Annotated in this window: 19 protein-coding genes, 2 tRNA genes and 1 pseudogene; 8 read left to right on the plus strand and 14 right to left on the minus strand. The window is 65.3% G+C overall.

The features are described 5' to 3' along the window. Positions 1 to 208: 208 nt before the first annotated feature. Positions 209 to 2,119, plus strand: a complete 1,911-nt coding sequence (locus JANGC3_RS0109095; RefSeq protein WP_017876179.1) for a glucokinase — start codon at positions 209 to 211, stop codon at positions 2,117 to 2,119. Positions 2,120 to 2,239: 120 nt separating this feature from the next. On the opposite strand, the gene JANGC3_RS33620 is transcribed toward JANGC3_RS0109095, so the two are convergent. The 4 genes and pseudogenes from JANGC3_RS33620 to JANGC3_RS0109110 form a co-directional block, all read right to left on the minus strand. Then, positions 2,240 to 3,109, minus strand: a complete 870-nt coding sequence (locus JANGC3_RS33620; RefSeq protein ID WP_269746266.1) for a PfkB family carbohydrate kinase — start codon at positions 3,107 to 3,109, stop codon at positions 2,240 to 2,242. Between the two features lie 54 nt (positions 3,110 to 3,163). Then, positions 3,164 to 4,363 (minus strand): annotated as a pseudogene (locus JANGC3_RS33625) (AGE family epimerase/isomerase); the annotation flags it as partial. A 130-nt stretch (positions 4,364 to 4,493) separates the two neighbouring features. Beyond that, positions 4,494 to 4,715: a tautomerase family protein gene (locus JANGC3_RS0109105; protein WP_017876181.1), complete on the minus strand. Its 222-nt coding sequence runs from the start codon at positions 4,713 to 4,715 to the stop codon at positions 4,494 to 4,496. A gap of 52 nt (positions 4,716 to 4,767) precedes the next feature. Next, the gene (locus tag JANGC3_RS0109110; RefSeq protein WP_017876182.1) at positions 4,768 to 5,511 is read right to left on the minus strand and encodes an SDR family NAD(P)-dependent oxidoreductase; all 744 of its coding nucleotides are present in this window, start codon (positions 5,509 to 5,511) and stop codon (positions 4,768 to 4,770) included. 149 nt (positions 5,512 to 5,660) lie between these two features. Here JANGC3_RS0109110 and JANGC3_RS0109115 point away from each other — a divergent pair, with 149 nt between their 5' ends. The 3 genes from JANGC3_RS0109115 to JANGC3_RS0109130 all read left to right on the plus strand — a co-directional run bounded on the left by JANGC3_RS0109115 (position 5,661) and on the right by JANGC3_RS0109130 (position 8,093). Beyond that, entirely contained in the window at positions 5,661 to 6,581 is a 921-nt protein-coding gene (locus JANGC3_RS0109115; RefSeq protein ID WP_017876183.1) for a LysR family transcriptional regulator, read from the plus strand. A gap of 214 nt (positions 6,582 to 6,795) precedes the next feature. Continuing rightward, on the plus strand, positions 6,796 to 7,362 hold the full coding sequence (locus JANGC3_RS0109125) for a cysteine hydrolase family protein (protein ID WP_017876184.1): 567 nt from the start codon (positions 6,796 to 6,798) through the stop codon (positions 7,360 to 7,362). After that, positions 7,362 to 8,093, plus strand: coding sequence for a metallophosphoesterase family protein (locus JANGC3_RS0109130; RefSeq protein ID WP_017876185.1), 732 nt, complete (start codon positions 7,362 to 7,364; stop codon positions 8,091 to 8,093). Before JANGC3_RS0109125 ends, JANGC3_RS0109130 begins: the two co-directional genes overlap by 1 nt. 211 nt (positions 8,094 to 8,304) lie before the next feature. Here the strand turns inward: JANGC3_RS0109130 and JANGC3_RS0109135 are convergent, their stop codons facing one another. Then, on the minus strand, positions 8,305 to 9,786 hold the full coding sequence (locus JANGC3_RS0109135) for a DegQ family serine endoprotease (RefSeq protein WP_081611807.1): 1,482 nt from the start codon (positions 9,784 to 9,786) through the stop codon (positions 8,305 to 8,307). A 230-nt stretch (positions 9,787 to 10,016) separates the two neighbouring features. Between JANGC3_RS0109135 and JANGC3_RS0109140 the strand changes: the two genes are divergently transcribed. Next, on the plus strand, positions 10,017 to 10,490 hold the full coding sequence (locus JANGC3_RS0109140; protein ID WP_017876187.1) for a YbhB/YbcL family Raf kinase inhibitor-like protein: 474 nt from the start codon (positions 10,017 to 10,019) through the stop codon (positions 10,488 to 10,490). A gap of 33 nt (positions 10,491 to 10,523) precedes the next feature. On the opposite strand, the gene JANGC3_RS0109145 is transcribed toward JANGC3_RS0109140, so the two are convergent. Continuing rightward, positions 10,524 to 11,027 (minus strand): Hsp20/alpha crystallin family protein, encoded by a 504-nt coding sequence (locus JANGC3_RS0109145; protein WP_035788480.1) that lies wholly within the window; start codon positions 11,025 to 11,027, stop codon positions 10,524 to 10,526. Positions 11,028 to 11,057: 30 nt separating this feature from the next. Then, positions 11,058 to 12,047 (minus strand): ribose-phosphate diphosphokinase, encoded by a 990-nt coding sequence (locus JANGC3_RS0109150; protein ID WP_017876189.1) that lies wholly within the window; start codon positions 12,045 to 12,047, stop codon positions 11,058 to 11,060. A gap of 390 nt (positions 12,048 to 12,437) precedes the next feature. Here JANGC3_RS0109150 and JANGC3_RS0109155 point away from each other — a divergent pair, with 390 nt between their 5' ends. Then, positions 12,438 to 12,713 (plus strand): hypothetical protein, encoded by a 276-nt coding sequence (locus JANGC3_RS0109155; RefSeq protein ID WP_017876190.1) that lies wholly within the window; start codon positions 12,438 to 12,440, stop codon positions 12,711 to 12,713. An 86-nt stretch (positions 12,714 to 12,799) separates the two neighbouring features. On the opposite strand, the gene JANGC3_RS0109160 is transcribed toward JANGC3_RS0109155, so the two are convergent. The 7 genes from JANGC3_RS0109160 to cysS all read right to left on the minus strand — a co-directional run bounded on the left by JANGC3_RS0109160 (position 12,800) and on the right by cysS (position 19,393). Further along, a tRNA-Ser gene (locus JANGC3_RS0109160) sits at positions 12,800 to 12,892 on the minus strand. 306 nt (positions 12,893 to 13,198) lie between these two features. Continuing rightward, positions 13,199 to 13,291 (minus strand) — tRNA-Ser (locus tag JANGC3_RS0109165). 111 nt (positions 13,292 to 13,402) lie between these two features. Further along, positions 13,403 to 14,650: an aspartate kinase gene (locus tag JANGC3_RS0109170; protein WP_017876191.1), complete on the minus strand. Its 1,248-nt coding sequence runs from the start codon at positions 14,648 to 14,650 to the stop codon at positions 13,403 to 13,405. 149 nt (positions 14,651 to 14,799) lie between these two features. Beyond that, positions 14,800 to 16,215 carry a tRNA lysidine(34) synthetase TilS gene (tilS, locus tag JANGC3_RS0109175; protein WP_035788481.1) on the minus strand — a complete coding sequence of 472 codons (1,416 nt, stop codon included), beginning with the start codon at positions 16,213 to 16,215 and terminating at the stop codon, positions 14,800 to 14,802. A 100-nt stretch (positions 16,216 to 16,315) separates the two neighbouring features. After that, positions 16,316 to 17,290, minus strand: a complete 975-nt coding sequence (locus JANGC3_RS0109180; protein ID WP_017876193.1) for an acetyl-CoA carboxylase carboxyltransferase subunit alpha — start codon at positions 17,288 to 17,290, stop codon at positions 16,316 to 16,318. Positions 17,291 to 17,345: 55 nt separating this feature from the next. Then, positions 17,346 to 18,005 (minus strand): DNA-3-methyladenine glycosylase family protein, encoded by a 660-nt coding sequence (locus tag JANGC3_RS0109185; RefSeq protein ID WP_017876194.1) that lies wholly within the window; start codon positions 18,003 to 18,005, stop codon positions 17,346 to 17,348. Then, the gene (gene cysS / locus JANGC3_RS0109190) at positions 18,002 to 19,393 is read right to left on the minus strand and encodes a cysteine--tRNA ligase (protein WP_017876195.1); all 1,392 of its coding nucleotides are present in this window, start codon (positions 19,391 to 19,393) and stop codon (positions 18,002 to 18,004) included. Before cysS ends, JANGC3_RS0109185 begins: the two co-directional genes overlap by 4 nt. 265 nt (positions 19,394 to 19,658) lie before the next feature. On the opposite strand from cysS, the gene JANGC3_RS0109195 reads away from it, so the two are divergent. Then, positions 19,659 to 20,276, plus strand: coding sequence for a peptidylprolyl isomerase (locus JANGC3_RS0109195; protein ID WP_017876196.1), 618 nt, complete (start codon positions 19,659 to 19,661; stop codon positions 20,274 to 20,276). 93 nt (positions 20,277 to 20,369) lie between these two features. Then, positions 20,370 to 20,861: a peptidylprolyl isomerase gene (locus JANGC3_RS0109200; protein ID WP_017876197.1), complete on the plus strand. Its 492-nt coding sequence runs from the start codon at positions 20,370 to 20,372 to the stop codon at positions 20,859 to 20,861. Positions 20,862 to 20,889: the final 28 nt, after the last annotated feature.

A 20,889-nucleotide genomic window follows, 5' to 3' on the forward strand; every position in this document is an offset into this window, starting at 1 on the left:
AGATGATGTTGTAATCCTACGACGACGTACACAAAACATACGCCGCGCGCCGTGTTGACCGGGGCCGGCGGCGGCGCCGAATAGTGCAGCGCAACGTTGCGATCCGCATTAGAATCCGACTTGCCAATAAAAAAACTAGAACGCGCCGCGCGGGGGCATGCCCCCGGCGCGCGCGACACGCAAGAAGAGACGCAAGAAGAGACACGCCATGAAAACAGAAGACATCTCCGGCCTGGCCAGCGCCGAGCCGGCCGACCGCTACAGCGACGGCCCGCGCCTGCTGGCCGACATCGGCGGCACCAACGCCCGCTTCGGGCTGGAAACCCGGCCGGGCCGATTCGAGGCGGTCGCCGTGCTGCGCTGCGACGACTACCCGTCGCTGCTGGACGCCATCGACGCCTATATGAACAGCGCCGAGGCGAAAACGGCCGGCGCGGCGCGGGTGCACCACGCCGCCATCGCCATCGCCAATGCCATCGACGACGACATCATCAAAATGATGAACCACCACTGGTTCTTCTCGATCGAGGCGATGCGCACCGCGCTGGGCCTGGACACGCTGCTGGTGGTCAACGACTTCACGGCGCTGGCGATGGCCCTGCCCCATTTGCAAGCGCAGCAGCGGCATAAAATCGGCGGCGGCGAGGCGCGCCCGGACAGCGTGATCGGCCTGCTCGGCCCGGGCACCGGGCTGGGCGTGTCGGCCATGATCCCGGCCGAGGACCGCTGGATCGCCCTCGGCAGCGAGGGCGGCCACGTCAGCTTCGCGCCCTGCGACCAGCGCGAAATGGACGTGCTGGCCTACGCCTGGCGCGAGCTGGCGCACGTCTCGGCCGAACGGCTGGCCTCCGGCCGCGGCCTGGAGCTGATCTACCGCGCGCTGCGCGAGCGCGCCGGCAAGCCCGACGCGGCGCCGCTGCCGGCCGCCGAGATCACCGCCAGGGCGCTGGCCGGCGGCTGCGCCGTCTGCGCCGAGGCGGTCGACTGCTTTTGCGCGATCCTTGGCTCGGTGGCCGGCAACCTGGCGATGACGCTGGGCGCGCTGGGCGGCATCTATATCGGCGGCGGCATCGTGCCGCGGCTGGGCCCCTTGTTCGCGCAGTCGCCGTTCCGCCGCCGCTTCGAGGAAAAGGGCCGCCTGGGCGACTACCTGGCGCAGATTCCAACCTACGTCATCGCCGCCGAGCAACCGACCTTCCTGGGCATCTCGGCGATCCTGGCGCAGAAACTCAAACTGGCCCACGCCGGCGCGCCGGTGCTGGAAAAAATCCGCCAGGCGCGCGACCGCATGAGTCCGTCCGAGTGCAAGGTCGCCGACTGGGTGCTGAAGGAGCCGAAGGCGATGCTGACGCTGCCGATCGCCGAGATCGCCCATCGCACCGGCGTCAGCCAACCGACGGTGATGCGTTTTTGCCGCTCGATCGGGGTGCAGGGACTGGCCGACTTCAAGCTCAAACTGGCCTCCGGCCTGACCGGCGGCGCCATCACGGTGGCCCACTGCCACGTCGAGATTTCCGACTCGGACGCCGAGCTGGCGCGCAAGGTGCTGGGCAACAACGCCTCGGCCGCGCTGGCGCTGCGCGACATGCTCGACATCAAGTCGCTGACGGCGGCCATGGAACTGCTGCGCAAGGCCAAGCGGGTCGAGCTGCTCAGCGTCGGCAGCGCCCGCGTGGTGGCCGAGGACATGCAGCAAAAATTGCTCAACCTGGGCATCGTGTCGAACTATTTCCCCGACCCGCAGGCGCAGGAGATGAGCGCGGGCTTGCTCACGCCGAACGACGTGGTGCTGGTCATTTCGCGCTCGGGCGCGCCGCCGGAGCTGCTGCGTTCGACCAAGGTGGCGCGCGCCTGCGGCGCGCAAATTCTCGCCATCACCACCAGCGGCTCGCCGCTGGCCAAGCTGGCCGACGTGCTATTGACGCTGAACCACCCGGAGGGCAACTTGAACTTCGTGCCGATGATCGTGCGCCTGCTGCAACTGATGCTGCTCGACATACTGTCGGTCGGCCTGGCGCGGCGCGACACGGCGCAGCGCGGCGACGCGGCGGACGCCGGCGGCGCGCGCAACGGCGCCCGCGTCAGCGGCAAACTCAAGTTCGGCGGCCACCTCGAATAGCGGCGGCCGTTCGCTCCGGCGTTGAGTTCATCAAAACCAAGGGCGCCACCCCGGGGTCGGACCTTCAGGTCTGGCACCGGCTCTTCGCCCTTGGTTGTAACCGCGCCTCCGGCCGCGCCACTACGACAACGAGCTGGCGGCGAACAACCGTTCGACCAGCGCCACGTCCGGCGGCGTCGCGCCGGCGGCCAGGCAGGCGCCCGCGCCCGCCGCGACGGCGAAGCGCAAATGCTCGCCGCCGTCGTGCCGCGGCCGGTACATCAGGCTGTACAGCAATCCGCCGATGCTGGCGTCGCCGGCGCCGACCGAGTCGACGACGTCGATCTTCGGCGGCGCCGCCTGCCACACCGCGCCGTCGCGGTACAGCGCGGCGCCCCGCGCACCCTTGGTATACAGGTAGGTCGCGTGCGGGTTCCAGCCGCGCAGCGTGGCGAAGGCGGCGTCGATGTCGGCGCTGCGGAACAAGCCTTCCAAATCCTCGTCCGAGACCTTGATGACGTCGGCCAACTCGGTCATGCGCCGCAGCGTGGCGTCATAATGTTCGTCCATCAGCACGCGGAAGTTGGGGTCGTAGCTGATCTTCACGCCGGCCGCCTTGAGTTCGGCGGCCAGCGCCAGCAGCTTGCCGGCCAGCGGCTGGCGCGCCAGACTGATGCCGCCGAAATGCACCCACTGCGCCTTACCCTGCCAGCCCTGCGGCAGCAGCGCGGCGTCGAAATGCAGGTCGGCGCTGTCGTCGCCGACGAAGAAGTATTGCGGCGGGCTCAGGTGGTGCACGATCGCCAGCAGCGGCGATTTGTCGAGCTGCTGCATGAAACGCGGGTCCAGCCCGGCCGCGGTGTTGGCGGCCGCCAGCGCGTCGCCGAAGACGTCGCGGCTGACGGCGCCGGCGAAGGCGCTCGGCACGCCCAGGCGCGCCATCACGCGCGCCACGTTCCAGGTCGAGCCGCCGACCTGCGCGCTCCAGCTGTCGGCGCCGCTGCGCAGCATGTCGGTCAGGGCTTCGCCGGCGGAAACGAAGCGCGGCAGCGCGCGCGCCGCGTCGATGACGTTAAGCACTTCGTAGCAGGCGCCCATGGTGTGGTAATCGACCTTGCCGGCTGGACTTTTCTCGGCGCCGAGTTTGGCGTTGTCGGCGCTGAGGATGCGATACCAGGCGCCGTGCTGGTGGTCGACGAAGTGGCGCCAGCTGTAGTCCCAGATTTTGTCGTAGCAATCCCAGTAGCGCGCCTCGCCGCTGCGCGCGGCCAGCACGGCCGCCGCCGCCAGGCTCTCGGCCTGGACCCAGAAGTATTTGTCGCCGTCGCAGATTTCACCGTCGGGGCCGAAGCCGTAGAAGATGCCGCCCCGCTCGCCGTCCCAGGCGTTCGCCAGCGCCGCGTCGAACAGCGCGGCGGCGCGCGGCGCCAGCCAGTCGGACGAGCCGGCCAGCGCGCCGGCGTGGCGTTCCATGACCAATAGCAGCTTGGCCCATTCGGTAAAGTGGCCCGGCTGGTAGCCCCACGGACGGAAGATGTTGCTCTTGTCGTGGAGGTTGTATTCCCAGTCGATGGACCAGTCCGGCTTGTAGTGTTCCCAGATCATGCCGCCGGCCAGCGCGGCCTGGCGCACGGTGATGTTGTACGCCAGCGTTTCCGCGCGGTGCAGGTAACGCGCGTCGCCGCTGGCCTCGAAGGCCGCCAGCAAGGCCTCGCAGGCGTGCATATTGGCGTTTTGGCCGCGGTACGGGTCGAGGGTGGACCAGTCGGCGCTGGCCTGGTCGGCGTACAGGCCGTGTTCGGGCTGCCAGAAGCGGCGCTCCATCAGCTCGAAGGTTTCGTCGAGGTGGGCGCGGGCTTCATCCACGCCGGCCATCACGGCGTGCGCGTAGGCCAGCAGCACGAAGGCCAGGCCGTAGCAATGGTTGTCGCCGTCGACGACGGCGGCCTTGCCGTGCGTCCATGTCAACTGCCAGGCGTAGCCGCCGCTGTCCGGGTTGCGGTGGGCGTCGCGCAGGAAGGCCACGCCGTGGCGCACCGCCGCCAGATAGTCGGCGTCGCCGAATTGGCGGTAAGCCATCGCGTAGTTGAATACAAAACGGGTGCTGCTGACCAGGTGCCGGGTGGCGTGGTCGTAGATGCCGCCGTCGTCCATGAAGAAGTGGTAAAACCCGCCGCTCGGGTCGACGCAGCGGGGGTGGTAGAACTGCATCGTGTGCTTGATGTGGCCCAGCAGCATGCCGCGCGAACGGAAATCAGGATTCATGGAGTATCTCGGCAAGATATGTTATCGATAGCAGCGATAATATCACGAGCCGCGTCAAAGGGGACAGACCACGATTTCCGAGGGAAGTTTCTCGGAAATCGTGGTCTGTCCCCGGTTTAGCCGGCTCCGCTCAGCCCGCCGCTTTGGCCGCCGCCGCGCGCGCCCGGTAGGCCGTCGTGGTTTCGTAGCCGACGCCCCAGTTGTCGGTGTCGACTTCGTCGATCAGCACGAAAGTGTGGTCGGGGTTTTTGTTCAGCACGCGCACCAGCAGTTCGGTGGTGCCGGCGATCAGTTGCTGTTTTTGTTCGGCGGTGACGCCGTCGCGGGTGATGCGGATGTTTACATATGGCATGGTTACGCCTCCTTGCTGTGGTTGGAAAAAGGGTTGCGAGCGACGCGTGGGCCTACCAGGTGCCGGCGCTGGCGCCGCCGTCCACCGCCAGCACGATGCCGCTGGTGAATTTCGCCGACGTCAGGTAAAGCACAGCGTCGACGACGTCGCTGGTGGCGCCGGTATGCCCGGCCGGCGACAGCGTGGACAGGAAGGCGCGGGTGCCGTCGTCCTGCTGGTGCATCGGGGTGTCGATAATGCCGGGCGCCACCGCGCTGACCTTGACGTTGAGCGGCGCCAGTTCGATCGCCAGCGCGCGGGTGGCGTCGTTCAGGCCGCCTTTGATCAGCACCGGCAACAGCGCCGGCACCTTGGCGTTCGGCTGCATGGCGATGCTGGCGGTGATGGTGACGATGTGGCCCTGGCGGCGCGCGCCCATGTGCGCGGCCGCCTGCTGGCTCGGGTAGAAAAAACCCTTCAGGTTGGTGTTGACGATGCTTTCCAGGTCGTCCTCGCTGTAGTCGCCAACCGGTTTGGCGATGAAGATGCCGGCGTTGTTGATCAGGATGTCTACCCGGCCGAACGCGGCGATGGCGCGTTCGAACAGCTTGCGCGCCGTGGCCGGCTGGGCGATGTCGCCGTCGACCAGTAGGAACCGCGCCGGGTTCCCCAGTTTGGCGGCGGCCGCCTGCAGGCGCTCGGCGCTGCGGGCGTTGCCGACGACGTTGTAGCCGCGTTTCAAGTATTCCTCGGCCAGCGCGAAACCTATGCCGCTCGAGGCGCCGGTGATGATGACCGTTTGTGTGCTTGCGTTCATGTCGGATGCTCCTTCAACGTGTGTGTATATCGATGTGGCCGCGGCAGGTTTGCCGGGCCCATGTGATGCACTATACTGATGCGTTCGATGCAGATAAATACCGTTTTCATCAAATGAATTGATACACGGTGTAATGAATAGGACGGCCGATGAAGCGCAATTTCGATGACCTGTTGCTGGGCAGCATAGAGCTGTTTTGCCTTGCGGCCGAGCTGGGTAGCTTTACGGCGGCCGCCGCCGCGGCCAGCGTGACGCCGGCCGCGGTGAGCCGCTCGGTGTCGCGGCTGGAGCAGCGGCTGGGCGCGCGCCTGTTTGCCCGCACCACGCGGCAGGTCAAGCTGACCGACGGCGGCCGGGTGTATTTCGAACAGTGCCGCCAGGCGCTGTCGCAGCTGGTCGACGCCGAACGGCTGGTGAGCGGCGCCCAAGCCGCCCCGGCCGGCCTGCTGCGCATTAGCGTGCCGACGCCGTATGGGCACTATCGGCTGCTGCCGTTGCTGCCGCAATTCCGGCAAACATATCCGGGCGTGGAGATCGAGGTACACCTCAGCAACCGCAACATCGATTTCGCCGACGAAGGCTACGACCTGGCCATCCGCGGGCGCGGGCCGGCCGATTCGAGCCTGATCGCGCGCAAGCTGGAGGACGCCGAACTGGTGCTGGTGGCGGCGCCGGCCTATCTGCGGCGCGCCGGCAGCCCCGCTTCGCTCGACGATTTGCAAGCGCACGACTGCATCCAGTTCGAACTGCCCAGCACGGGCCGGCGCATCGGCTGGCCCTTCCTGGTCGACGGACAGGCGGTCGAGGTCGCCACCGGCGGCGGCTATTGCTGCGCCGACGACCTGCTCGGCATCGTGACGCTGGCCCGCGCCGGCGCCGGACTGGTGCAAACCTATCGTTTCATCGTCGAGCAAGACCTGGAGCGGGGCGATCTGGTCGAATTGCTACCGCAGTTCGGCGGCGCGTCGCGCCCCTTCATGCTGCTGTATCCGCAGGTGCGGCACATGTCGGCGCGGGTGCGCACCTTCGTCGATTTCGTGCTTGGGCAACTGGCGCGGCCGCGCGCCTGAAGTATTATCTAAATACCATTCAATTGGCTTGACCGGCGCAATGGGCGGCCCCTACAATGTAGCGCTACTCCAAGGCTGGCCCGCATATGCTCCGCACCCGGTATATCGCCACCTTCACGGCGCCGACCGGCCAGGCGAAAGCCGAGTTCGCCCGCGCAGCGGGCTAAGGTCCAAGCTGCAAGCATCGGCCATCTTTCATCGACAGGACCCCACCATGCCCACCGAACTGCCGGCGCTGATCATCATCGATATGCAGAAAGCCATGACCGACCCGGCCGCCGGTGCGCGCAACAACCCGCAAGCGGAAGCATGCATCGCGGCGCTGCTGCGGGCCTGGCGCGGCGCCGGCGGCGTGGTGGTGCACGTGCGCCATATGTCGACCTCGCCCGCTTCGCTGTTCTGGCCGGGCCGGCCCGGGGTCGAGTTCCAGGAGGCGCTGGCGCCGTTGCCGGGCGCCCATGTGGTCGAGAAAAACGTGCCGGACGCCTTCATCAACAGCGCCCTGGAGCGTTGGCTGCGGGTGCGCGGCGTCGGCGCCGTGGTGCTGGTCGGCGTCAGCACCAACAATTCGGTCGAGGGCAGCGCGCGCAGCGCCAGCAACCTGGGTTTTGACGTCACGGTGGTGGCCGACGCCTGCTTCGCCTTCGACAAGACCGACTACGCCGGCACCCGCCGCAACGCCGCCGACGTCCACGCGATGGCGCTGGCCAACCTGGACGGCGAACACGCGCGCATCACCAGCACCGCCGCCCTGCTGGCCACCCTGCCGGGCCTGGCGTGATGCGCATCGCCATCCTCTCCGACATCCACGGCAATTTGGCGGCGCTGCAGGCCGTCGCCGCCGACCTGGCGCGGCGCGGCGTCGACGCCGTGGTCAACCTGGGCGACAGCCTGTCCGGCCCGCTGCTGCCGCTGGAAACGGCGCAATTCCTGATGGCGCAGGACTGGACCCACCTGGCCGGCAACCACGAGCGCCAGATCCTTGCGTGCCACGCCGGCTCCGGGCAATCCGACCTCTACGCGCGCTCGCGGCTGACGCACGAGGAATTGGACTGGATCGCCTCGCTGCGCCCGGCGCTGCAGTTCGCGCCGGACGTGCTGCTGTGCCACGGCAGCCCCGGCAGCGACGTCACCGGCCTGCTGCAAACGGCCGAGCGCAACGCCAGCGCGCAGGAAGTGGCGCAGCGTTTGGGCGACGTCGCCGCGGCGCTGGTCGCCTGCGGCCACACGCACGTGGCGCGCAGCGTGCGCGGCGCGCGCGGGCAACTGATCGTCAACCCCGGCAGCGTCGGCCAGCCGGCCTACCGGGACGACTATCCGCATCCGCACGCGATCGAATCGGGTTCGCCGGACGCCCGCTACGCCATCGCCGAGCGGCGCGCCGGGGTCTGGCAAGCGGAATTGATCGGCGTGCCCTACCCGCACCGCGACATGGCGGCGCTGGCCGCCCTGCGCGGGCGCGACGACTGGGTTGTCGCCTTGAACAGCGGCTACATGTCGGTGGCCGAATAGCGTTTAGTAGGTCGGATTAGCGCAGCGTAATCTGACGCCTAGCCGCTGCCGACGCCAGTCGGGTTTGCCACGTCGTGTAACGGCGGAGGGCTAACCCGACCTATGCAAACGTGCCAACTTAACGCAGCAACAGCAAGCCCGTCACGTACTTATCGACGTCATGCGACGCGTGCGCGCGCTGTACCAGCGTCTCGCCCGCGCCCCGGCCGCGTCAACGCAAGCGCAACGGCACGTACACCGTGGCCGCGCCGCGCCGCACCAGCAGGGCCACGGTCTGGCCGGAATAGACGCTGAGCTGCTTTTCCAGCGCGGCGGCGCTTTTCACCGCCACGTTGTTCAGCGCCAGGATCACGTCGCCGCTCTGGATGCCCGCGCGCAGCGCCGGACCGGCCGTGGCGCGCACCAGCACGCCGTCGCTGGTTTTCAGGCGCGTACGCTGTTCGGCGCTCAGGTCGCTCAACTGCAACCCGGCCGCGTTGGCCTGGACCGGCTCGGCGTCCGGCGCCACCGAGTCGGCGCTGGCGCCGGCCCTGGAGCGCTCCGGCAGCAACTCCTCGACCTTGACCCTGACGCCGGCGACCTCGCCCTTGCGCCAGTAGCGCACCGCCACCGTGCCGCCCGGCCTGGCTTCGGCCACCATACGCGCCAGATCGGACGAACTGGCCACCGGCCTGGCGTCGATGCTGAGAATAACGTCGCCGGGGCGCAGGCCGGCCTTTTCCGCCGGGCCGTTTTTTTCGACCATGCCCACCAGCGCACCGGTGACGTCCTTCAAGCCGAACGAGCTGGCCAGGTCGGCCGACATTTCCTGCACCTGGATACCGATGCGCCCGCGTCGCACCTTGCCCGTGGCGCGCAACTGTTTCACGACGTCCATCGCGACGTCGATCGGAATCGCGAACGACAGCCCCATGAAGCCGCCGGTGCGGCTGTAGATCTGCGAATTGACGCCGACCACCTCGCCGCGCATATTGAACAGGGGTCCGCCCGAGTTGCCCGGGTTGAGAGCCACGTCGGTCTGGATGAAGGGCACGAAACTGCCGTCGGGCAGCGAGCGCCCCTTCGCGCTGACGATGCCGGCGGTGACGCTATTTTCAAAGCCGAACGGCGCGCCGATCGCCGCCACCCATTCGCCGACCTCCAGCTTGGACGGGTCGCCGATCGGCACCACCGGCAGGCCGCTGGCGTCGATTTTGATCAGCGCAACGTCGGTGCGGGCGTCGGCGCCGATGACCTTGGCCTTGTATTCGCGCTTGTTGGTCAGCTTGACGGTGACTTCATCGGTGTTCTCGACGACATGCGCGTTGGTCAGGATGTAGCCGTCGGCGCTGATGATGAAGCCCGAACCCAGGCTTTGCGCCTGGAACTGGCGCGGCGCGGCGCCCGGCGGCATGAAGCGGCGGAAGAAGTCGAAAAACGGGTCGTCGTCGGACGGGACCGGAAAGTCGCTGGCGCTGTCGCTGATGGTCTGCATCGCGCTGATGTTGACCACCCCCGCGCCCTCCTGTTTGACCAGCGTGACAAAGCTGGGTAGCTCCACCGTTGGCGCGCCCAGCGTGTGCGGCGCCCGCGTGGCCTGGACGGGCGTGGCGCCGGAGGCGGCGGTTTGCGCTTGGCCGGCGAATTGCTCCGATTCGGAGCAGCCGGCCAGCAAGACAGCAGCGAGTGCAACAAGATGGCGGTTGGCAAACATGGAGCGGGCCTCACACGACGGGATCATCCCAGCTTATGGGAAAGCGGCGCGCGCCGAGGCGGTTTACATCGGCGCCTTGAGGCCACTCAAGAAGCCGGCGCGCGGCACGCGAAATGCCTGTCCCGGCGGCAAAAACGGTGCAACTTTCGCGCGCCGGCCGAGTCGAACGGATGAACCAGGCTGGCGCGGCGGCCCTTCCGCCCGCCTGTACTGTGTAGGAGAAGCACGCCATGACCCTGTCCCTCACGTCCCCGGCATTTCAGGCCGGCGCCGCCATTCCCGCGCGCTATACCTGCGACGGCGCCAATATCTCGCCGCCGCTGTCCTGGTCCGGCGTGCCGCCGAACGCCAAGAGCCTGGCCCTGATTGTCGACGACCCCGACGCGCCCGATCCCGCGGCGCCGCAGCGCACCTGGGTCCACTGGGTGCTGTACAACCTGCCCGCCAGCGCCAGCGGGCTGCCGGAAGGGTTGCACGGCGAGGATTTCCCGCCCGGCAGCGGCACCGGCATCAACGACTGGCAGCAGAACGGCTATGGCGGCCCCTGCCCGCCGATCGGCCGGCACCGCTACGTTCACAAACTGTACGCGCTCGATCGTATGCTGCCGACGCTGGTCAAGGTGACCAAGCTGCAACTGGAGCAGGCGATGCAGGGCCACATCGTTGAACGGGCCGAGCTGATCGGGCTTTACGAGCGCAACTAGGCTCACCGCGGGACGGGCGCGTTGTGGCGTAAGTTACAGCACCGGTATCGTCCGGGACGCGCCGGCGTTCTCCTTGGGCAGCGAAACGATCAACACGCCGTTGTCGTAACTCGCCGTCGCCTTGTCGATGTCGACGCTGCGCGGCAGGGGAATGGCGCGCTGGAACGCGCCGTAGGCCCGCTCCATGCGGTGGAAGGTGCCGTCCACGGTTTCGCTGGCATAACGTTTTTCGCCAGACAGGTATAGCGTGTTGCCCTCGACGGCAATGCGGCAATCCTCCTTGCGCATGCCGGGAAGCTCGACCCGCACCACGATTTCCTTCTCCCTTTCCTCCACTTCGCAGGCCAACAAGCTCCAGCGCGGGAACGCGGCCTGGGTCTTGCTCGCCGGCTGCTTCTCGTCCTTGCCGCGGATGAAATGCGTGAGCGAATCGCTGCCACGGTTGAGCAATTCACGCCAGCCGTCCGACAAGCTTTCCCACGCCCGGCCGAGCTCCTGGCCGATGAGTTTTCCCGAATGCTTCAACGTCTCCAACATGATTCCCTCCTTGTTCGCCATTAGGCGAGCTCACGACGTCAAACAATCGCGCACCGAGCCACCGTTGTGCATACGCTCGATGGCCTCGGCGAACAGCGCGGTGCAGCTCAGTATCGTCAGCTTGGCCTGCGCGGCGCCCGGCTCCAGCCGAAACGCCGGCACGCTGTCGCTGACGACGATGCGCTCCAGCGCGCCGTCGGCCAGCACGGCGTTGGCGTCGCCGGCGAACAGGCCATGCGTCGCGGCCGCGAACACCCGGCTCGCGCCGGCGTTGCGGCAGGCCCGGGCGCTGCGCGCCAGCGTGTTGCCGGTGCTAATGAGGTCATCGACGATGACCGCGTCCTTGCCCTTGACGTCGCCGACCAGCAAATCGCCGCTGACCACGCCGCCGCTCCGATATTTCTCGACGATGGCGGCGCAGACCGGCTTGTCCAGCACCTCCGCCAACAGCAGCCTGAAGCGCTCGGTGCGCTTGATGCTGCCGGCGTCCGGCGACACCGCGACCACCTCGCGCTCGCGCAACAAGGGCGCGAAATACTTGACGAACAAGCGGTTCGCCTCCAGATGCTCGGTGCAACAACGAAACGCGTTCTGATAGGCGGACAAATTGTGGACGTCGAGCGTTAGCACCGCGTCGGTGCCGACCGCCTCGAACAGCGCCGCCACGTAGCGCGTCGTCACCGGATCGCAGGGTTTGCTCTTGCGGTCCTTGCGCGCGTAGGCCAAGTACGGCACCACGGCCGTGACGCGGGCGGCGCCGGCGTCCTTCACCGCGCCGATGAAAAACAGCAGGCGGCACAGCTTGTCGTTGGCGCTTTGCCCGGCGTCGCCGTACAGCGACAGCAACACGAACACATCGTTGCCGCGCACGCTGGCCAGCGGCCGCGCCTTGTGCTCGCCGTCCTCGAAGTCGCGTTCGTCGTGGGGGCTGGGCGCAAGGTCTAGCCAGCGCGCCACCTGCTCGCCGAACACCCGGCTGCTGTTAAGGACAAAGAGCTGCAACTCATGGTCAAACATCATTGCCTCAACGCAGTGGCATTGCGAAAAACATGTACCTTGCGCGAAAATCCCGCGCCACTCCGATTTGAGTCGCAGGGACGGCGCGAGTTCCGCCGGAACCGGCGGGTAAACTGTGCAGCTTATGGCATCGGACCGGCGTAGCAACGCAAGTCCCATCCCATCCCATCCCATCCCATCCATGCGGTGCACACGCGCCGCCTGCAAGAGCAAAAGTTTCGCTATTCACCACAATGGCTGGCCCGCGCCAACGAATACCTGCTGCTGGCGGAGCGCCACGCGGTCTCTTGTGAATAGATCAAGGCGCCCGCGCGCGGGTACTGCACAGCTTGATTTTTCTCAATCGTTCGATGCGGACGGCTGCTATCTTGAATTAATCAAACGAGGAACATCATGAGCCTGCACCGTGAACCGCCGACACCGCTCCGACCACGCACCTGGCGCGGCCATTTCGCCACTACCGACGCCGTCGAGCGCTGCGTGTCGCTGCAAGCGTCGTTCGGCACGCTGTTCGCCGCCGTGCTGATGCGCGCACAGGGAATCGACATCGGCGTCGCCATCCGCGTGCTGGTGCGGCCCCGGCAGCGGCGTCCGCTGCCACAGGACATATACGCCCTGCGCACCTACTTCAGTCCGCCGCCGTTGATTTACAGCCATACCCACTACTAGAGCGCAAAAAAAAACAACAAAAAACCCGCAGCCTCAAAGAGAACTGCGGGTTTTTTGACGGTCCCGGCGTTACCGGAACATTGTACTGGCGGAGACGGTGAGATTCGAACTCACGATACAGGTATAAGCCGTATGCATCCTTAGCAGGGATGTGCCTTCGGCCACTCGGCCACGTCTCCAAGCTGACGAATCAACTTTGCCCCCAGAGCGCTTGCGTGCATCAGTGGACGAGCAACATCATAGCCATTGAAACACGATTGGTCAACGGTGCAGGCAAAAATTGACAATACCCGCATGCGGCCATAGAGGAGCCACCTCGGCCGGCAATTACGTTGCCAACTCCCCGGCGTCCCTTCAGATCAACAATTCCGGCGGCCCCTTGCCTGCCGCCGCCCTATGGCTTTGGAGCGGACAACAAAAAACCCGCAGGCTCCAAAGAGCGCTGCGGGTTTTTTGACGGTCCCGGCGTTACCGGAACATTGTGCTGGCGGAGACGGTGAGATTCGAACTCACGATACAGGTATAAGCCGTATGCATCCTTAGCAGGGATGTGCCTTCGGCCACTCGGCCACGTCTCCAAGTTGACGAATCAACCCGCCTTCAACAGCTAACTTCGCTGGAGCAGACGAGCGTCATATTATCTATTGGAGCCAGATTGGTCAAGGAAACAGCCGGCTTTTTTGAAAATATTACGCGTTTTCCAAATCGAAGGCTTTATGCAGCGCGCGCACGGCCAATTCCATGTACTTTTCGTCGATCAGCACCGAAATTTTGATTTCCGAGGTCGAGATCATCATGATGTTGATGCCCTCTTCCGACAGCGTGCGGAACATCTGCGACGCCACGCCGACGTGGCTGCGCATGCCCACGCCGACCACCGACAACTTCGACACCTTGGCGTCGCCGATGATGCTGGTGGCGCCGATGTCTTCCTTGGTGCTGTTGAGCACGGCCATCGCGTTGTGGTACTCGCCGCGCGAGACCGTGAACGTGAAGTCGGTCTTGCCGTCGACCGACTGGTTCTGGATGATCATGTCGACTTCGATGTTGGCGTCGGCCACCGGGCCGAGGATGTGGTACGCCACGCCCGGACGGTCGGGCACGCCCAGCACGGTGATTTTGGCCTCATCGCGGTTGAACGCGATACCGGAGATGACTGCTTGTTCCATGTTGGTGTCTTCCTCAAACGAGATCAGGGTGCCTGAATTGGCTTCGATTTCCAGCGGCAGCAGCGGGTCCGTCAGCGACGACAGCACGCGCGTCGGTACGCGGTAGTTGCCCGCGAATTCGACCGAGCGGGTCTGCAGCACTTTCGAGCCCAGCGACGCCAGTTCCAGCATTTCCTCGAACGTGATGGTCTTCAGGCGGCGCGCCTCCGACACCACCCGCGGGTCGGTCGTGTAGACGCCGTCGACGTCGGTGAAGATCAGGCATTCGGCAGCCTTCATCGCCGCCGCGATCGCCACCGCCGAGGTATCCGAGCCGCCGCGGCCCAGGGTGGAAATATTATTGTTCTCATCGACACCTTGGAAGCCGGTGATGATGACGATCTTGCCGGCGTCGAGGTCGCGCTTGACCTTGACGTCGTCGATCGATTGAATGCGCGCTTTCGTAAAGGCCGAGTCGGTCTTGATCGCGACTTGCCAGCCGGCGTAGGACACCGCTTGTTTGCCGATCGCCAGCAATGCCATCGACAGCAGGCCGACCGACACTTGTTCGCCGGTCGAGGTGATCATGTCGAGTTCTCGCGGATCGGGTTGATCCATGATTTGCTTGGCCAGGCCGATCAGACGGTTAGTCTCACCGGACATCGCGGATGGCACCACGATAATTTGGTGCCCTGCGTCATGCCATTTGGCGACGCGCTGAGCAACGTTCTTGATGCGGTCGGTCGAGCCCATCGACGTACCGCCGTATTTGTGGACGATTAGTGCCATAAGAGTGAAGTTTCCGCTCAAGAAGAATAAAAAGGAGGGCTTTACTCTACATGCCGCACTGCAAAATAACAAGTCAAAATAATCATAACCTCATACCGAATCGGCATAAGGAAATATCGTTTTGCCGCAGTGCGGCGCGCGCCCCGCCCCTACAGGCTGAGCCAGCGCAGGCTGATGCGCGGCGCCTCGGCCTGGCTCAGGTGGTGGCAATCCATGCCGATGCCGGCGGCGAACAGCAGCTGCGCCGGCGTGCTGACGGTGGGCAGGCGGGCGCGCTCCCAAGCCGGCACGTCGCACGCCTGGTAGTGGTATTTCAAGGTCCGGGTGGGCCGGTTGGCCGCCCGCTTCAGGCGCTCGCCGCCCTTGCGGAAGTCGATTACCAGGTCTTGCCCGCGCAGCCAGTCGGCGTCGACGCCCTGCTCCGCCGGATCGAAATACAACACGCCGCCGTAGGCCGGGAACGCCAGCTCCGCTTCGCCGCGCCAAACGAAGGCCTGGCCCGGCAGATGGTCGTCGTCGCCGTCGGGGTCGCGCGTACCGTCCAGTTCCGCCAGCTTGGGCGTCAGGAACAGGCGGTCGCGGTGGCGCCGCACGTGGCAATCCGGATGCGTCACCAGCGGTTGCGCGTCGGGGCGCGCCTCCAGCAACTGGCTGAGCATTTCGGCCAGCCACGCGGTCGACGGCATGCGCAGCTGGCGTGTGCCGAACCAGTGGCGCAGCAGGTTGTAGCAGCGGTCCAGGCTGAGCAGGCGCAGCTTGCCGATGTCGAGGCAGTCGCCGTCCAAGCACGACGCCAGGTCTTGGGTGGCCAGTTCCACCAGCAGGCGCTGCGCCGACTGGGCGTGCTGGGCGCTGCGGGCGAAGCGCTCCTGGAAGCCGGGGAAGGCTTGCGCCAGCGCCGGCATCACCTGATGGCGCAGCGCGTTGCGGGCGAAGCGCCGGTCGTCGTTCGACTCGTCGTCGACGTAGCCGATGTCGTTGGCGGCGACATAGGCGGCCAGTTGCTTGCGCGAAGCCGGCAGCAGCGGACGCGCCATCACCAGTTCCGGGTTGCCCAGCAGCTCGGGCGCGGCGTTGGCGGCGTCCATGCCGGACATGCCGGCCGTGCCGGAGCCGCGCAGCAGTTGCAGCAGTACCGTTTCGGCCTGGTCGTCCTGGTGGTGGGCGGTCAGCAGCAAGGTCACGCCGTGCTCGCGGCTCAGCGCGCCCAGGGCGGCGTAGCGGCTGTTGCGGGCGGCTTCCTCGGTGCCGGTCTTGGCGCTGCGCTCCAGCGTGACGCGGCGCGCCTCGAAGGCCACGCCCAGGGCGGCGCAGGCCCCCGCGCAGTGCTCCAGCCAGGCATCGGCGTTGGCGCTGATGCCGTGGTGGATGTGGAAGGCGTGCAGCGCGATCTGGTGGCGCTGGGCGTAGTCGTGCGCCAGGTGCAGCAGCGCCGACGAGTCGAGCCCGCCGCTGAGGGCGATCGCCATGCGCGCGACCGGTGCTTGCACGCCGGCGCGTTGCTGGCAGGCCGCCAGCGCGCGTTCGAAGGTGTCCGGCAGGCTGCCGGCTTGTTGCTTTTTCACGTCTTGCTCCAGAACGAAAGCGGGGACGGAAGCCATTTTGCGTTGCAAAACGGGCTTCCGTCCCCTGCTGTAATTGACTATTTTTGCGGGCCGCCGACGCTTATTCCGTCGGAGTGGTTTCCTTGAATTTGCCGTAGCTCATCAATTTTTCGTGGCGCGCCACCAGCAGGTCTTTGGTTTTGATCCCGTGGAACTGGCGCAGCGAGTCCGCCAGCGCGCGTTTCAGCAAGGTCGCCATCTGTTTCGGATCGCGGTGGGCGCCGCCCAGCGGTTCGTTGACGATCTTGTCGATCAGGCCCATCGCCTTCAGGCGGTGTGCGGTCAGGCCCAGCGCTTCGGCCGCGTCGGAGGCGCGCTCGGCGGTCTTCCACAGGATCGAGGCGCAGCCTTCCGGCGAAATCACCGCGTAGGTCGCGTATTGCAGCATCAGCACGGCGTCGCCGACGGCAATGGCCAGCGCGCCGCCGGAGCCGCCTTCGCCGATGATGGTGGCGATCAGCGGCACTTTGAGTTCGGCCATCACGTACAGGTTGTGGCCGATGGCCTCGGACTGGCCGCGCTCTTCGGCGTCAATGCCGGGAAACGCGCCCGGGGTGTCGACGAAGGTGAAGATCGGCAGGTTGAATTTCTCCGCCACCTTCATCAGGCGCATCGCCTTGCGGTAGCCTTCGGGTTTCGGCATGCCGAAGTTGCGCAGCGCGCGCTCCTTGGTGTCGCGCCCCTTCTGGTGGCCGATGACCATGCAGGGCTGGCCGTTGAAGCGGGCCAGGCCGCCGACGATCGACAGGTCGTCGGCGTAGCTGCGGTCGCCGTGCAGTTCGTGGAAGTCGGTGAAGATCTCGTTCACATAGTCCATGGTGTACGGGCGCTGCGGGTGGCGCGCGATCTGCGCCACTTGCCACGGCGTCAGCTTGGCGTAGATGTCCTTGGTCAGTTGCTGGCTCTTCTTGGCCAGGCGGTCGATCTCTTCGGAGATGTCGACGGCCGAATCGTCTTGCACGAAACGCAGCTCTTCAATCTTGGAATCGAGTTCCGCGATCGGTTGTTCGAAGTTCAGGAAAGTTGTTTTAGTCATTGTACCTCCATATTATCGCCTGCCGCGGCGGCGGTGCCGCGCGGCGCATTGTTCATTATTCTACCGGAACCGGGTCCAGGCTACGCCACAAGTACCAGGTGGCGACGGTGCGCCACGGCTCCCAGTTGGCCGAGACTTCGCGCGCGTCGCTGCGCGACACCGGTTCGCCGGAAAAGTAGTTGACGCTGATGCCCTGGATCAAACCGGGGTCGTCGAGCGGCAGCACGTTGGGCCGGAGCAGATTAAATATCAAAAACATCTCCGCTGTCCAGCGTCCAATGCCGCGAATTTGCACCAGTTCGGCAATGACGGCTTCGTCGTCCATCTGGTCCCACTGGTTCGCGTGCACCCGCTTGGCCTTGAAATGGTCGGCCAGGTCGAGGATGTATTCGGTCTTGCGTTTGGACAGGCCACAGGCCGACAGTTGCTCCGCGCCGGCCTTCAAGACCTGGCTCGGGGTGCATTTCGGGCACGCCAGCAGCAGCTTTTTCCAGGCGGCGTCGGCCGCCTTGGGCGTGATCTGCTGGCCCACCAGAGACCGCGCCAAGGTCGTAAACGGGTCGCCGTGGCCGACCAGGTGCAGGTCGCCGAATTGCGGGATCAGCTTTTTCATGATGCGGTCGCGCTTCATCAGCTCGACTTTCGCCTCTTCCCAATACGGCGGCACCTGCACCACCACCGCGACGTCCGCGCCGTCCTTGGCCGGGGTCGTCATGCGCGGCGCCAGTTGGTCGATCCGTCCGGCTTGTCTTCCAGCACGATCCCGGCGGCCAGCAATTCGGCGCGGATCTTGTCCGACAGGGCGAAGTCGCGCGCCTTCTTGGCGTCGGCGCGCGCGCCGATGGCTTGCAGCACGGCCGCTTCGCCGGTCTGCTCGGCGTCGCCGACGGCGCCCTGCAGGAATTGCCGCGGCGCCCGTTCGAGCAGGCCCAGCACGCCGGCCAGGCTTTTTAACTGGCGCGCCAGCGCGGCCGACTTGGTGCGGTTGACCTCGGTAACCAGGTCGAACAGCACGGCCATCGCCACCGGCGTGTTGAAGTCGTCGTCCATCGCCTCGGCGAAGCGCACCGCGTGGACCTCGCTCCAGTCGGTCGCGCCCGGCTCGGCCGCCACCTCGCCCAGCGCCGTATACAAGCGCGTCAACGCCACGCGCGCGTCGTCCAGGTGGACGTCGGAATAGTTCAGCGGGCTGCGGTAGTGGGCGCGCAAGATGAAGAAACGGATCACCTCGGCGTCGAATTTTTTCAGCACTTCGCGGATCGTGAAGAAATTGCCCAGCGACTTGGACATTTTTTCATTGTCCAGGCGCACGAAGCCGTTGTGTATCCAGTAGTTGACCATCGGATGGCCGAACGCGCCCTCGGACTGGGCGATCTCGTTCTCGTGGTGCGGGAACTGCAGGTCGGCGCCGCCGCCGTGGATGTCGAACTGCTCGCCGAGCAGCGCGCAGGCCATCGCCGAACATTCGATGTGCCAGCCCGGGCGGCCCTTGCCCCATTTCGAGTCCCACTTGACCTCTTCCGGCTCGGACTCCTTCGACGCCTTCCACAGCACGAAGTCGAGCGGGTCGCGCTTGCCGACGTTGACGTCGACGCGCTCGCCGGCGCGCAGGTCGTCAAGCGACTTGCCCGACAGCCTGCCGTAGCTGGGGAAGTTGCGCACCGCGTAGTTGACGTCGCCGTCCTCGGCCAGATAGGCCAAGCCGCGCTCTTCAAGCTTGTCGATCAGGCTCAGCATCTGCGGCACGTAGGCGGTCGCGCGCGGCACGTGGTCGGCCGGCAAGATGCCGAGCGCGCCCGTGTCCTCGTCCATGTACCGGGTGAAGCGCGTGGTCAGCTGCGAAATCGTTTCGCCGTTCTCGACCGCCCGGCGGATGATTTTGTCCTCGATGTCGGTAATGTTGCGCACATAGGTGACGTCGTAACCGGAAGCCTTGAGCCAGCGGTAAATGACGTCGAACGCCATCATCATGCGCGCATGGCCGATATGACAATAGTCGTAGATGGTCATGCCGCACACGTACATGCGTACTTTGCCAGCCTCCATGGGAACGAATGTCTGCTTCTCGCGCGCCAGCGTGTTGTAAATCTTTAAATTGCTCATCGTACTCTTGCAAGTGTAGCGGGCATGGCAACCGGGCAAAACGGGGGGCAGGCGCGGACACCAGGGCGCCGCGCCAAAACCTCCATCTGCCTCTAGACCGCCAGGCCCTCTATATTGTTGTTCTTCTTTGTTAGAATGGGACTTCCGGGTCAAGTATAACATTGATAAAAACCATACTGGCCTGATATGAGTTAGGTTTTTACACGCGACAACCGAATTTCCACATCATTACAATTTCAACCACCCCGACGCCAAGGAAGCAATAATGCAAGAAAAGACACTCAACAAGCTGCCATTTCTGGCCAAATTCATGGCCCTGTTCGCCGGCCTGACCCTCAGCAGCGTGGTGCTGGCGGCCGGCGCCGCGCCGCAGGTATCGCTGAAAACCAACCTGGGCGTCATCGTCGTCGAACTGGACCAGGAAAAAGCGCCTAAAAGCGTCGACAACTTTTTACAGTATGTGAAGAGCGGCTTCTACAAGGGCACTATTTTCCACCGCGTCATCGACGGCTTCATGGTCCAGGGCGGCGGCTTCAGCAAGACCATGGTGCAAAAACCCACCAACAAGCCGGTTGAGAACGAAGCCAAGAACGGCCTGAAAAACCTGCCGTACACCATCGCCATGGCGCGCACCGGCGACCCGCACTCGGCCACCTCGCAGTTTTTCATTAACGTCAGCGACAACACGCCGCTCGACTACCCGGGCCGCGACGGCTTCGGCTACACCGTATTTGGCAAGGTCATCAGCGGCATGGACGTGGTCGACAAGATCAAGGCCGTCCCGGTCGCCGATTCCGGCCCCTTCCAAAACGTACCGGTGACGCCGATCGTGATCGAATCGGCCACTTTACTCGGTGGCGCGGCGCACAAAACTGTAAAATAACGCTTTGGCCGCGCCGGCCGGTCCGGCCCCAGGCCGTATCGGCCGGCGCCGCCAGTCTATCCCACCCTGCAACCCTGAACACTAGGACTTATCATGACCGCTGTAATCATCACCACCAACCTGGGTAAAATCACCGCCGAACTGGACGCCGAAAAAGCGCCGAAAACGGTTGCCAACTTCCTCGCCTACATGGCCGCGGGTCACTACGACAACACCATTTTCCACCGCGTCATCGACGGTTTCATGATCCAGGGCGGCGGCTTTGAACCAGGCATGAAACAAAAAGCGGCCGACACCACGGTCGAAAACGAAGCCAAGAACGGCCTGAAAAACGACACCTACACGCTGGCCATGGCGCGCACCTCGGACCCGCACTCGGCGTCGGCGCAGTTCTTCATCAACATCAAGAACAACAGCTTCCTCGACTACCCTGGCCAGGACGGCTGGGGCTACGCCGTGTTCGGCAAAGTCACCGAAGGCAAAGACGTCGTCGACGCGATCCGCGCCGTCAAAACCTCGCGCGCCGGCATGTTCGCCGACGTGCCGGTCACCGACGTGATCATTGAAAAAGTAGAAGCGGCGTAATCGGCATGGTCAGGTATTGCGATCGAGC

It is taken from the genome of Janthinobacterium sp. CG3 (genome assembly GCF_000344615.1).
In the GTDB taxonomy this organism is placed as follows: domain Bacteria; phylum Pseudomonadota; class Gammaproteobacteria; order Burkholderiales; family Burkholderiaceae_D; genus Janthinobacterium.

What these genes read in the sequence shown, in the direction of transcription:
- JANGC3_RS0109170 (WP_017876191.1), bottom strand. Translation starts at nt 14,650, where the DNA reads ATGGCACTAATCGTCCACAAATACGGCGGTACGTCGATGGGCTCGACC.
- JANGC3_RS33620 (WP_269746266.1), bottom strand. Translation starts at nt 3,109, where the DNA reads ATGCTGCGCAGCGGCGCCGACAGCTGGAGCGCGCAGGTCGGCGGCTCG.
- JANGC3_RS0109110 (WP_017876182.1), bottom strand. Translation starts at nt 5,511, where the DNA reads ATGAACGCAAGCACACAAACGGTCATCATCACCGGCGCCTCGAGCGGC.
- JANGC3_RS0109185 (WP_017876194.1), bottom strand. Translation starts at nt 18,005, where the DNA reads ATGACGACCCCGGCCAAGGACGGCGCGGACGTCGCGGTGGTGGTGCAG.
- cysS (WP_017876195.1), bottom strand. Translation starts at nt 19,393, where the DNA reads ATGAGCAATTTAAAGATTTACAACACGCTGGCGCGCGAGAAGCAGACA.
- JANGC3_RS0109200 (WP_017876197.1), top strand. Translation starts at nt 20,370, where the DNA reads ATGACCGCTGTAATCATCACCACCAACCTGGGTAAAATCACCGCCGAA.
- JANGC3_RS0109130 (WP_017876185.1), top strand. Translation starts at nt 7,362, where the DNA reads ATGCGCATCGCCATCCTCTCCGACATCCACGGCAATTTGGCGGCGCTG.
- JANGC3_RS0109145 (WP_035788480.1), bottom strand. Translation starts at nt 11,027, where the DNA reads ATGTTGGAGACGTTGAAGCATTCGGGAAAACTCATCGGCCAGGAGCTC.
- JANGC3_RS0109135 (WP_081611807.1), bottom strand. Translation starts at nt 9,786, where the DNA reads ATGTTTGCCAACCGCCATCTTGTTGCACTCGCTGCTGTCTTGCTGGCC.
- JANGC3_RS0109140 (WP_017876187.1), top strand. Translation starts at nt 10,017, where the DNA reads ATGACCCTGTCCCTCACGTCCCCGGCATTTCAGGCCGGCGCCGCCATT.
- JANGC3_RS0109125 (WP_017876184.1), top strand. Translation starts at nt 6,796, where the DNA reads ATGCCCACCGAACTGCCGGCGCTGATCATCATCGATATGCAGAAAGCC.
- JANGC3_RS0109105 (WP_017876181.1), bottom strand. Translation starts at nt 4,715, where the DNA reads ATGCCATATGTAAACATCCGCATCACCCGCGACGGCGTCACCGCCGAA.
- JANGC3_RS0109095 (WP_017876179.1), top strand. Translation starts at nt 209, where the DNA reads ATGAAAACAGAAGACATCTCCGGCCTGGCCAGCGCCGAGCCGGCCGAC.
- JANGC3_RS0109180 (WP_017876193.1), bottom strand. Translation starts at nt 17,290, where the DNA reads ATGACTAAAACAACTTTCCTGAACTTCGAACAACCGATCGCGGAACTC.
- JANGC3_RS0109155 (WP_017876190.1), top strand. Translation starts at nt 12,438, where the DNA reads ATGAGCCTGCACCGTGAACCGCCGACACCGCTCCGACCACGCACCTGG.
- JANGC3_RS0109195 (WP_017876196.1), top strand. Translation starts at nt 19,659, where the DNA reads ATGCAAGAAAAGACACTCAACAAGCTGCCATTTCTGGCCAAATTCATG.
- JANGC3_RS0109150 (WP_017876189.1), bottom strand. Translation starts at nt 12,047, where the DNA reads ATGATGTTTGACCATGAGTTGCAGCTCTTTGTCCTTAACAGCAGCCGG.
- JANGC3_RS0109115 (WP_017876183.1), top strand. Translation starts at nt 5,661, where the DNA reads ATGAAGCGCAATTTCGATGACCTGTTGCTGGGCAGCATAGAGCTGTTT.